9 protein-coding genes are annotated in these 11,888 nt (G+C 45.3%); 4 read left to right on the plus strand and 5 right to left on the minus strand.

Going from position 1 to position 11,888, the window contains the following annotated elements; all coding sequences use genetic code 11:
- Positions 1-11: 11 nt before the first annotated feature.
- Both AC4MBN_RS01350 and AC4MBN_RS01355 read right to left on the minus strand, forming a co-directional pair.
- A complete protein-coding gene (locus AC4MBN_RS01350; protein WP_491880527.1) occupies positions 12-1,868 on the minus strand; it encodes a cation:proton antiporter domain-containing protein in 1,857 nt (618 codons plus the stop codon).
- Positions 1,869-1,942: 74 nt separating this feature from the next.
- On the minus strand, positions 1,943-4,165 hold the full coding sequence (locus AC4MBN_RS01355; RefSeq protein WP_180011868.1) for a primosomal protein N': 2,223 nt from the start codon (positions 4,163-4,165) through the stop codon (positions 1,943-1,945).
- 149 nt (positions 4,166-4,314) lie between these two features.
- On the opposite strand from AC4MBN_RS01355, the gene gspF reads away from it, so the two are divergent.
- The 3 genes from gspF (at position 4,315) to AC4MBN_RS01370 (ending at position 6,707) form a co-directional block, all read left to right on the plus strand.
- Positions 4,315-5,520: a type II secretion system inner membrane protein GspF gene (gspF, locus tag AC4MBN_RS01360; RefSeq protein WP_491880528.1), complete on the plus strand. Its 1,206-nt coding sequence runs from the start codon at positions 4,315-4,317 to the stop codon at positions 5,518-5,520.
- Positions 5,521-5,703: 183 nt separating this feature from the next.
- Positions 5,704-6,087 carry a type II secretion system major pseudopilin GspG gene (gene gspG, locus AC4MBN_RS01365; protein ID WP_240904185.1) on the plus strand — a complete coding sequence of 128 codons (384 nt, stop codon included), beginning with the start codon at positions 5,704-5,706 and terminating at the stop codon, positions 6,085-6,087.
- A 284-nt stretch (positions 6,088-6,371) separates the two neighbouring features.
- On the plus strand, positions 6,372-6,707 hold the full coding sequence (locus AC4MBN_RS01370; RefSeq protein WP_104426673.1) for a hypothetical protein: 336 nt from the start codon (positions 6,372-6,374) through the stop codon (positions 6,705-6,707).
- A gap of 144 nt (positions 6,708-6,851) precedes the next feature.
- On the opposite strand, the gene lnt is transcribed toward AC4MBN_RS01370, so the two are convergent.
- Complete coding sequence (lnt, locus tag AC4MBN_RS01375; RefSeq protein ID WP_491880529.1) at positions 6,852-8,411, minus strand: apolipoprotein N-acyltransferase; 1,560 nt, start codon at positions 8,409-8,411, stop codon at positions 6,852-6,854.
- A complete protein-coding gene (locus AC4MBN_RS01380; protein WP_004781742.1) occupies positions 8,408-9,247 on the minus strand; it encodes a CorC family transporter in 840 nt (279 codons plus the stop codon). The genes lnt and AC4MBN_RS01380 overlap by 4 nt, the downstream gene beginning before the upstream one ends.
- A gap of 201 nt (positions 9,248-9,448) precedes the next feature.
- Here AC4MBN_RS01380 and tusA point away from each other — a divergent pair, with 201 nt between their 5' ends.
- The gene (gene tusA / locus AC4MBN_RS01385; protein ID WP_004781744.1) at positions 9,449-9,709 is read left to right on the plus strand and encodes a sulfurtransferase TusA; all 261 of its coding nucleotides are present in this window, start codon (positions 9,449-9,451) and stop codon (positions 9,707-9,709) included.
- A 288-nt stretch (positions 9,710-9,997) separates the two neighbouring features.
- Here tusA and AC4MBN_RS01390 read toward each other — a convergent pair whose 3' ends face one another.
- Positions 9,998-11,710 (minus strand): electron transfer flavoprotein-ubiquinone oxidoreductase, encoded by a 1,713-nt coding sequence (locus tag AC4MBN_RS01390; RefSeq protein WP_491880530.1) that lies wholly within the window; start codon positions 11,708-11,710, stop codon positions 9,998-10,000.
- Positions 11,711-11,888: the final 178 nt, after the last annotated feature.

Raw genomic sequence — 11,888 nt, forward strand, 5'->3', positions numbered from 1 at the left:
TAAAACACAAGTTATGCCAGATCATCTCTTATGGCATCAATTCCTGAAGCGTTGTTGTCCTGTTGCGTGTCCGTATCCTGTTCCGATATTTTTTTTAGCTGATCCTGAGCAAAAAGATGCTCCAGTTCTGCCAGTGTATTCCTTGAGCCTGCGGAATTAAACGGGCTCTCCGTATCTGGTTGAAATTGACGATTGAGCAGGTTTTCATCGTGAGTATGAAACTCATGGATCTTTTGTTGCGCCTGCTCTTCAGACAGTCCGCTCAACTGACCTAACAGACACTGACTGAGTTCTAGTGCAGAAGCATAGGTTTCTCGCCAGATTTGTTCCACGCCCAGCTCCTGAAGTAAATGGACATGATGCCGGTCACGTGCCCGTACCCATAAAGACATATCAGGATAATTTAATCGCAGATGTCGGACGGTCAGCAGTGAATCTTCAATATCATCAATGGCGACAATCACATGCTGAACCGTATCCAGATGTGCCTGAGCTAAAGCCTCTGGCTCAGTCGCATTGGCCTGATAGAAGGTAATACCGTAAGAGGTCAGCAATTCAGTTGCTTCGATATTGCTGTCCATGACACTGAATTTTTGCTGCTGTTGCAGCAAGATACGGGCAATAATCTGGCCAAAACGGCCAAAACCAATTACTAGAATCGGTGCAGTATTGGGTGGAAGGCTTTCAATGTCAAAGGTCGCTGCCAAATGATTTTGCCGATCCAGTCGTGGCAGAATCTGGTTATGCAATAACCAGTAAAATGCCGGTGTAAGTAGCATGGATAAACTTGCCATCCACATCAATGGGGAGAGCAGGGGTGGAGTAATGATCTGCTGCGAAAGTGCAATGATGAGTGCCAGAAAAGCGAACTCACCACTTTGTGCCACACTGGCGGCCAGTAGCGTACTGTTGCGCCAGCTATGCTGATAATAACGTGCCAATCCTAAGGTAATCACAAATTTAATCAGGATCAGCGAAAGTGTTCCGGCAATAATCAATACGGGTTGAGTCAGTACATCGGCAAACTGCAATGACATGCCCAGACTGATAAAAGCCAACCCAATCAATAAGCCGCTAAAAGGCTGGAGACCCTTTTCGACCGAAATCCGGAAATCAGAATCTGCCAGTAACATGCCAGCAAATAATGCTGCGAGGTACAGATTCAGCCCCAGCGTATCCATCAGGACTAGTAAGCCCAGGAAAATGACAATGGCAACAATGCTATGCAATTCATGACGCCCACTTTTGGCAATCCAGCGATAAAGCGGTTGCATGAAATAGCGATTACAGAGGAATAAACCGGTAAAGGTAGCCATCATGGCAGCAAAATAAGCTATGCCATGTTCTGTTGAACTGACGCCTGCAAAGAGCGGAATCGCTGCAATGATGGGAATTGCTATCAGTGCATGAATCAGGGTGTTGGCATAAGCGGATTGACCATAACTGGTCGCCAATTGTTGCTGATTGTTCAGGAACTGGGTGACTAATGTCATGGCAGAAAGGCTGCCTGCCAGTCCGATGACAATGCTGGAAACCAGATTCTGATCGAGAAAGAACCAGGCCAGCAGGCCAAAAATCAGGGTCGTGCTCAGTACCTGTAAAATGGCCATAAACCACAGGGGTTGCCCAAGCTGAAGAATTCGTTGTGGTCTGAGTTGCAGACCAATCCAGAACATCAGGGCTAACAGGCTGATTTGAATAAAAGTCTGGATCACCTCAGGCGCAGAGATCAGCGCTAAGGCACTCGGCCCAATGATTAAACCTGTCAGTAAATAGCCCAGCACTGTTGGCAGTCCGAGTTTATGGCTTAGTGGCACCATGAACAGTGCAATCGCCAGAACCAGCGCTATTTGTAACAGTATCGACATTTTTCCGCCTTAAATTTTATTTTCATCCAGTCTTAAAGTTGAGCCTTTATCAAATGAAGATGGGCTCAATATTTTTAGCTGAGTTCTTGTGGATCAATATCCAGTGTCAGCTTCATATTGGATGGCTTATCCTGTAACAGGTTTTGCCACCAGCTACGGACATAATAATGCAAACGGGCACGGTCTGCGGACAATAGCACCATATGGGATTGATAGCGTCCGGCCTTACGTTCCATCGGGGCAGGAATGGGACCCCAGATATCCAGCACCAGATCGGGATATTGCCTGAGCAGAGCAGCATGTTTCTGTAAGAATTCAGTATTTTGTGCCTGATCTTTGGATTCACAGCGAATCAGCACGGCATAACGAAAAGGAGGCATCTGGGCGATTTGCCGTTCGGTCAAGGTCTGCTTGGCAAAAGCGCGGTAATTTTCAGTGACTAAGGTATTCAGCAGCGCATGATCAGGTCTTAGGGTCTGTAAATATACATCCCCTTTATGTTCCCCACGTCCTGCACGACCTGCGACCTGTACGATCAATTGTGCTGTACGTTCTGTGGCCCGGAAATCGACGCTAAGAAGACCAGAATCGATATCCAAAATTGCAACCAGCGTGACATAAGGAAAATGATGGCCTTTGGCCAGCATCTGGGTGCCGAGCAGAATCGCAGGCTCACTTTTCTGAATCTTGTCATAGATCTTTTGCCAACTACCGACCCGGCTGGTTGAGTCGCGATCGACCCGGATCACTTCAAAATCTGGAAAAAGCTCATTCAGATGTTCTTCAACTTTTCCAGTGCCCATGCCTAAAGTTGCCAGCTCCTGATGCTGGCATTGCGGACACTGTTCAGGCATACGATGAATGGTGCCGCAGTGATGACAATGCAGATGCTGATAAGGTTGCCGGTGCACAGTGAAATTGGCATCACAGTTCGGACACTGCGCCTGCCAACCACAACTGCCACAAATCAGTACGGGCGCATAACCACGACGGTTCAGGAAAATGAGCACCTGTTCTTTTTTGGCCAGGCGCTTTTTGATTTCTTCAATCAGATGCAGGCTGATGCCATGCTGCTTTGGTGCTACTTTTAAATCCAGAATATGGATTTTCGGCATTAGCGCTGTACCCGCGCGTTGATTCAGTTCCAGCACCTGCATTTTGCCTTGCTGCACCAGCGCATAGCTGTCAATGCTGGGTGTTGCTGAACCCAAGAGTACTGGACATTGCTGTAAATGTCCCCGGTACAATGCCACATCACGGGCATGATAGCGAAAGCCTTCCTGCTGTTTAAAAGACAGGTCATGCTCTTCATCCAGAATGATCAATCCCAGATTCGGCATCGGTGTATAAATCGCAGAACGGGTGCCAAGCACAATGGAGGCTTTACCGGTTTCAGCGGCTTGCCAGGCTTGTAAGCGTTTACTGTCATTCAGGCCAGAGTGAAGCAAGGCAATATGACAATGGAAACGGGACTGAAAGCGGCTAATCGTTTGTGGCGTCAGTCCGATTTCAGGCACCAGTACCAGTACCTGCTTGCCCTGTTTCAGTACCTGTTCCATGATCTGAAGATAGACTTCAGTTTTACCGCTGCCAGTCAGGCCATCGAGTAAAAAGGCCTGATATTGCTTGCGGTATTTCAGCACTTGCTGAATCGCATGTTTTTGTTCCGGATTGGCCGTTAATGGCATCTGGGCCAGTTGTACAGGTTGCGGGCTAAAATCCTGTGCTTCCAGGACACATTCGCAAATCCCTTTTTTTTCGAGCGCTTTTAAAGTCGCTGTTTCTATTCCGGCCAGATTTAAGAGATTCTCAGTTGTTCCCACCGGATGCAGTTTTAGAATCCGATAGGCTTCCTGTTGCCTCTCGGAACGGCGAACCTTGGCTTCAGCCTCATGATCCAGCAATTTCCAGTTTCGGGCCAGCAGGTTATAAGGTTTGCCCTGACGCAATAAGGTCGGCAAAGCAGTCTGGATCACTTCCCCGATAGGAAACTGGTAATACTGTGCTGACCAGGTCAATACACTTAAAACCTGGGAATTGATAATGGCACGGTCATCTAAGAGCTCGGTGATGGCTTTCAGTTTGAAGCTCGGATCAATCGGAGCATCTAGCGGTAATTTTTCAGTAATCACGCCGACCAGATTTTGCCGGCCAAAAGAAACCGCGACTCGGGCACCCACTTCTGCCTGCTGATATTGTTCCTGACTCAAGCTATAGTCAAAACAGTCAAACAGATGCACCGGCACTGCAACACGAACACGATAAACAGGGGCAGTAACGGGAACAGAATTTGGCATAGTAACAGAGTGGGTCCTGATGAAATTTCGTCGTGCTCAAAGTTCAGTTATGTTAGAGTGAGCAGATAATTTATATTGAAGAATATGAATGATTTTGATGGTCTGACGCAACAGCGTTAAGCAAAATTTTGGAAAATTAGAGCATTACAATGCCTGCATATCAGTTTACTGCGCTTGACGCTTCAGGGAAGCAGCAAAAAGGCGTGCTTGAGGGGGATTCAGCACGACAAATCCGGCAACAGCTTCGGGATCAGGCGCTGATTCCGGTGTCCGTAGATCCGGTTGAGAAAAAAGACCAGTATTACCGTCGCAAATGGTTTGAAAAAAGCATTACTGCTTATGATCTGGCCCTTATGACCCGACAACTCTCGGTACTGGTCGCTGCCGCAATTCCGCTGGAAGAAGCCATTCGCGCCGTCGGCAAGCAGAGCGAAAAAGTTCATGTGCAAAATCTGCTGATGTCAGTACGTTCTAAAGTGCTGGAAGGGCATAGCTTAGCTCAGGCGCTACAACAGTCTGGACGTTTTCCAGAACTATATATTGCCACCATTGCGGCCGGCGAACGTTCTGGTCACTTGGATTTGATTTTGGATCAGTTAGCCGACTATACCGAAAACCGCTTCGCCATGCAGAAAAAGATTCAAGGGGCGATGATCTATCCGATTATTTTGCTCTTGATGTCTTTTGCAATTGTGATGGGCCTGATGACCTATGTGGTACCGGATATTGTTAAGACCTTTGATCAAAGCAAAGATGCCTTGCCGTGGATTACAGTGACTTTAATGAAAGCCAGCGATTTTATCCGGATCGCGTGGCCATTTTTATTGATAGGGAGTGCGGTAGGTATTTTTCTGCTGGTACGGTTTTTAAGAACAACGGCTGGGCATTATGCTTTTGATCGTCTAACTCTGAAACTACCTTTATTCGGAAAATTATCACGCGGTATTAATGCTGCCCGTTTTGCCAGTACTCTATCGATTCTGACCCAGTCCGGTGTACCTTTGGTAGATGCCTTACGCATCGGAGCAGCGGTAAGTAATAACTGGGTGATCCGGGATTCGGTTAATCTGGCTGCTGAAAAAGTCACTGAAGGGGGGAACCTGGCTACCCAGCTGGAACGTAGTGGTTATTTCCCCCCGATGATGGTACAAATGATCAAAAGTGGCGAAGCCTCGGGGGAGCTGGATCGTATGCTGGAACGGGCATCGACCATGCAGGACCGTGAAGTGACCACGCTGATTTCGACATTACTCGCGCTTCTGGAGCCGCTGATGCTAGTACTTATGGCCAGTATTGTGCTGGTAATTGTGATCGCGGTGATGCTGCCAATCGTGAATATGAATAATATGATTTAAATAACATGTGTAACGTCTACGAAGAATTGAAAGTGCCTGAACTTTCTAAAGATGAATGAGAGATATTGAATGAAAAGGAATCCAAATCAAGCCATAGACCCTTCAACTACAGCTGTTGAACCTACCGTACGTGTGAGCCAGTTACGTGCCCATCGTGCCTCAGGTTTTACCCTGATTGAAGTAATGGTGGTTATTGTTATTCTTGGCGTACTTGCAGCGCTGATTGTTCCAAATGTAATGGGACGCGGTGAAAAGGCTAAAGTGGATACCACAGTCATTAAGTTGCAAAGTATTGCGGGTTCACTGGATCAATATAAGCTGGATAATGGCAAATATCCAAGCATGCAGGAAGGTGGTCTGGATGCGCTGGTAAATCAGCCAGCAACAGCGAAGAACTGGTTGCCAGGTGGCTATGTGAAAGGGGGTTATCCAAAAGACAGCTGGGATAATGACCTGCAATACGTGATTCCGGGAACCAATGGTCGTGCTTTTGACTTGTATTCTTTTGGTGCCGATGGGCAGGCAGGAGGCGAAGGAACTGATGCTGATATTTATTACCAACCTTAATTGATAATTATTATAAATTAGTGAGTTATTGAATATATCACTTCACTTGATTGGTTGTTTCAATATTAGGTGAAGTGATAATAACTCTCAATCATAAAATATAATATAAGCAATTGAATTTAATAATATTATTATAATATTAGTGATTTGATAGTTATAATAAGAATTATTCCCATATTTATCTATTACAATTATCGTAAAATGTGAATAAATATAGACTTTCTATTTACAAAAAATAGCTCATAATATTCTTAATGGCCCTTTTTTAGCCAAAGGAGAATGGTATGAAAGCATTAATATTGTCGGATGAAATAAACCAGTTTCATTGGTCGATGCTGAAATCTGTTCTTTTGGTTTTAAGCATTCTTCCAGCCAGTCAGGGAATTTTGCATTTATGGCAGACCACTGAAGGCAGCAGCCAGATTATGGTGGGTTTCTTTGCCATTAGCATGATGAGTACCTTATTCGTACTATGCTTCTGGTCAGCATTAAAAGCGTCTGTCGTACAGTTTGAACAGGAACAGGCTTCTGCATTTGAAAACGGAATTGTACAGGTCTATCGCTATATTCCAATGCTGTCACTGGCGAGCATGTTATCTTATCTGGTGATCCAGTTTTAATAACATATAGATAAAAAACCGAGGCATGAACCTCGGTTTTTTTATACTTAATACCTTCTCTCCATGTGGGAAAGGATTAAGGAGAGGATGAAACACATAATGACCTCTCCCTAACCCTCTCCTAAAAGGAGAGGGAATAAATACTTACCTTCTAGACTTAAAGCTGATATCCACCTTACGTGGGCGGAAGCGCCAACCCAGTAATAATAACAATACGGAGAAAATCAGTACTGGCCAGTCGCTGAGTTTCATGTAAAGCGTTTCACCCTGCATGGCGGGTAACTCACCGCGGAGTATAGCTTCTTTATCCATAGGTGCACGTTTCACAATATGGCCATTGTGGTCGATGAACGCAGTTACCCCAGTATTGGTAGCACGAATAAACCAGCGACCATTTTCCTTGGCCCGCATTTGTACCATCTGTAAATGTTGCTGTGGACCGGCAGTGCCAGTAAACCAGGCATCATTAGATACGGTCACCAGAAAATCGCTTTGGCTGGCATTACGACGAGTCAGGTTTGGATAAGCCACTTCATAGCAAATCGCTGCACCTAAAGGATGGTTTTTCACATTTAATGGTTTCTGGGTATCCGCACCACGCGAGAAACCACTCACCGAAGGGTCGTTTTGCAGAGCTGGAAGTACCCAACTGAGTGCGCCAGAGAGTGGAATATATTCCCCAAAAGGCACCAGACGCTGCTTCTTATAAAGTCCACTCGACTCATCACCGGTCGCCATGATGCTATTGTAATATTTTGGCGTGCCTGCTTCCTGTGACTCAGCTAGATCCCAGAATGGAATACCTGTGACCCAAGCTGTTCCAGATTTTTCTGCCTGAACTTTCATGGCCTCCAAGAAATGCTCGATGTCGGTCTGGAACATCGGAATCGAAGATTCTGGCCAGACAATCAGGTCACGTCCCCATTCAGTCTTGCTCAGATTGGCATAGATCAGCAGGGTTTTTACCTGATATTCAGTTAACCATTTCAGATCCTGAGGGATATTGCCCTGAATCAGAGAAACGGTGAGCGGCTTTTCATTTTTTTCTTGTACGAAAGTCAGTTGTGCAGCACCCCAGGCACCCAATAATAAGAGTGCAGAAGGCACGATCCAGAAGACCCGTTTACTTAAGATTTCAACCAGCGCACAGGCCAGAACAATCACTACAAAGGACACCCCAAATACACCAAATAAAGGCGCATAGGCATCCAGATAGAGCTCAGTAAAAGCATAACCTGCAAATAACCATGGGAAACCGGTAAATACCCAGGTTTTGGCCCATTCAAAGATCACCCAAAGTGGTGCGAAGGTAAGAGGTGTTTCTGGGAAAAATCGACGATAAATGAAAGTTTGAAGCGCAGTAAACAGTCCCATGACGATCGCCATGATCAAGATCATGATTATGCTCAGGAAAGAACTGGTATCGCCATACACATGAATAGAGGTATAGAGCCAGAATGCACCCACAAACCACAATCCAATCCCATAAGCCCAGCCAATACCAAAAGCCTGTTTCGCACTACGACCACGGACGCAAGCATACAGTAAGGCAGGAGAGAGAATCGCCAGCCACCAGTAATGATAAGGTGCTAGTGCCAGGCTAAAAATAGCGCCGGCAAATAAGGCAATCAGTACAGGATAAATCAGGGCTAACTGCTTTTGCTGCTGGGCTGGATTTAATAGCTTATCGAAATATGCTCTCATTGGCGCACAGCTCGAATTAAACGAATAGAACGTGAATCTGCCTCAAGAATGGTAAATTGCCAGTTTTCCAGTTCAATCGTCTGACCTTCCAGATCATTTACCAGACCAATTTCCTGCAATAATAAACCACCCATGGTTTCAACTTCATCGTCGGAGAAGTTGGCATCCAGCATATTGTTAAAATGCTCGATTGGCGTCAGCGCTTGTACTACCCAGGTATTTGCTGTCTTCGGGTCTTGATCCGGAACAATATATTGTGCTTCTTCATCCGCAATATCATGTTCGTCTTCAATTTCACCCACAATTTCTTCGAGAATATCTTCTAGGGTCACCAGGCCTGAAGTTGTACCGTACTCATCAATCACTACCGCAATATGAGTCTGGGTATTTTTCAGCATACGCAGAACTTGGTCGGAACGCGCACTTTCAGGCACAAACAATGGCTGACGCATCAAGGCACGAATATCGACTTTGGAAGAAGGCTCGGTCAGGAAAGGAAGCAGATCTTTGGCCAGCAAAATACCAACTACATTATCCGGTTGATCCGATGAGAACACAGGGAATCGCGAATGTGCAGATTCAACTAAAACATGCAGAATTTCCAGAAGTTGGTCATCTTCCTGCAAGCTAATCATAGACGTTCTTGGCGTCATGACTTCACGAATTTTGGTAGCTGGCAGATCCAGTACGCCTTCCAGCATTGCAACAGTATCGGGTTCTAAAAATCGACGTGAATCTTGTACTAATTTTAGCAGTTCGTCGCGAGTTTCGGGTGCAGTTCCCAGCCATTTACGTAAGCCGCGCATACCCCACGACGGGCCTGATTCCTCGTGCATGATCTTTCCTAAAGACTCTTAATATCTAAAAAAACGTGATTTTATCATACCGCAGAAAATACGCTTGTCTATTGTAATTATGCTGCGCAGACTTGATCGCGCGGGTCAGTCTGGTTTTGTGAATTGGCTCAAAGCGCAGGCTGCAATGCGATAGCCGCTTTATGCTAAAATAAGGCTGATCTTGAATTCCTGAGTCTGTCGATGTCTGAAGCCGAAATTACGCCAAGCCTGCAATTGAATACCCGTGGATTACGCTGCCCTGAGCCAGTGATGATGTTGCATCAAGCCATCCGTAAGTCTAAAGCTGGTGATGTAGTTGAAGTTTTTGCTACGGATAATTCAACCTCTTGGGATATTCCAAAATTCTGTATGCATTTAGGACATGAACTGCTGCTCCAAGAAGAACGTCTGGATGAAAATGGCAATAAAGAGTTCCACTATCTGGTGAAAAAAGGCGGTTAAAAGATTTTTTGGGCAGATGAGTGATTTATTTGCCCATATTTTTGAAAGATTAAAATTAAAAGAAAGCGGCTTTGTTGCACAAAGATTTCATAACTATATGATTTTAAAAGTTTTGATTATTTTTTGATTCAAAATTAAATTTATTTAAATCAGATGCTTACATATTTATGCAACAAAGCCATTCAATACTAAAAAAATTTAATGATGCATACTTCATAATCTTATAAATATAAAAAAAGCCTCTAAAATAAGTAATTATTTTAGAGGCTTATGCAAGCTAATTAAGCATTACATATTCGGGTAGTTCGGACCACCGCCACCTTCCGGTGTTACCCAGGTGATATTCTGAGATGGATCTTTGATGTCACAGGTCTTGCAGTGCACACAGTTCGCTGCATTGATCTGGAAGCGTTTCGAACTGTCATCATTTTCCATAATTTCGTATACACCCGCCGGGCAGTAGCGCTGAGCTGGCTCATCCCATTTCGGCAGGTTGACATCTACCGGAATCGAAGCATCAGTTAACTTTAAGTGCGCTGGCTGGTTTTCTTCATGGACTGTATTCGATACAAACACAGAAGACAGACGGTCAAACGTCAGCTTGCCATCCGGTTTTGGATAGTTCGGCTTGAAGTTCACTGCATCGACAGTTTTTAATGTCTTAAAGTCAGGCACCAGGTCATGGAGCGTGAACGGTACTTTAAATACATTCTGGTCGATGAAGTTGAACGCACCCCCCATCCATTGACCGAACTTGTGCATTGCCGGGCCAAAGTTACGCGCGCTGTACAGCTCTTCTTTCAACCAGCTGTTGTTGAACTTATCTGTATAAGACGTGAGTTCTTTCACGAAGAAGTCTTCGCCTTCAGTCACACGGGCAATCGCCAGATCACCGCCTTTTTCTACACCGGCAGCAATCGCTTCAAATACCGCTTCACCGCAAAGCATGCCGGATTTCATGGCAGTATGTGAGCCTTTGATCTTGGCAAAGTTCAGGAAGCCGGCATCATCACCGATTAAAGAACCACCCGGGAAGGTGAATTTAGGTAGAGAGTTAAAACCACCTTTGGTTACGGCACGCGCACCATAAGAAATACGTTTACCGCCTTCCAGATACTGTTTGATCAGTGGATGGGTTTTCCAGCGCTGCATTTCCATGAATGGATACATATGTGGATTTTCATAAGAAAGGTCCACGATCATGCCTAGGGTTACCTGATTGTTTTCAGCGTGGTATAACCACCAGCCACCTGAAGAACCAGTTTCAGACAATGGCCAGCCGGCACCATGCATCACCAGGCCTGGTTTATGCTTGGCAGGATCGATTTCCCAGAGTTCTTTAATGCCGATCCCGTAGTGCTGCGGATCAGCATCTTTATCCAGATTGAATTTTTGGATCAGGCGTTTACCTAAATGACCGCGGCAGCCTTCAGCAAAGATGGTGTATTTGGCATGCAGCTCATAACCCGGCGCAAAGTTATGCGTCGGTTCGCCATCTTTGCCAATCCCCATGTCACCGGTTTGGATACCTTTCACCGTACCATCTTCATGATACAGAATTTCAGAAGCAGCAAAGCCCGGGAAGATCGATACTTCCAGCTCTTCGGCTTTCTGGCCTAACCAGCGCACCACGTTACCCAGTGAGATCACGTAGTTACCATCGTTATGCATAGTTTTAGGCACCATCCAGTGCGGTGCTTCTTGTGATTTTTCATCTGAAAGAAGGAAGAAAGTTTTGTCTTCTGTGACTGGCACATTTAAAGGCGCACCTTCTTCTTTCCAGTTCGGGAACAGTTCGTTCATGGCACGTGGTTCAAGCACAGCACCTGAAAGAATATGTGCACCGACTTCGGAGCCTTTTTCTACGACACAAACGGACAGATCATTTAAATTGTTTTCAATTGCAAGTTGACGGATCTTGATTGCAGCAGACAGGCCGGCAGGACCCGCACCTACGATCACAACGTCAAACTCCATCGATTCACGTTCGATGTGTTCCATGTAGGACTCCTCATATTTCTATTCGGTGGCAACCATAATCAGATGATTGGGTGCTGCCATGAGTGTTCTGAATTCCTAGACACAAAAATAGTAGTGTCTTTAAGCATCTGGGCTAGTATAGTTTTAAACCCAGGTTAAGCCAATTGGCTGAAACATATTATTTTTCCGTCATTAAGGT

This window comes from Acinetobacter sp. CAU_H_60, assembly GCF_058599385.1.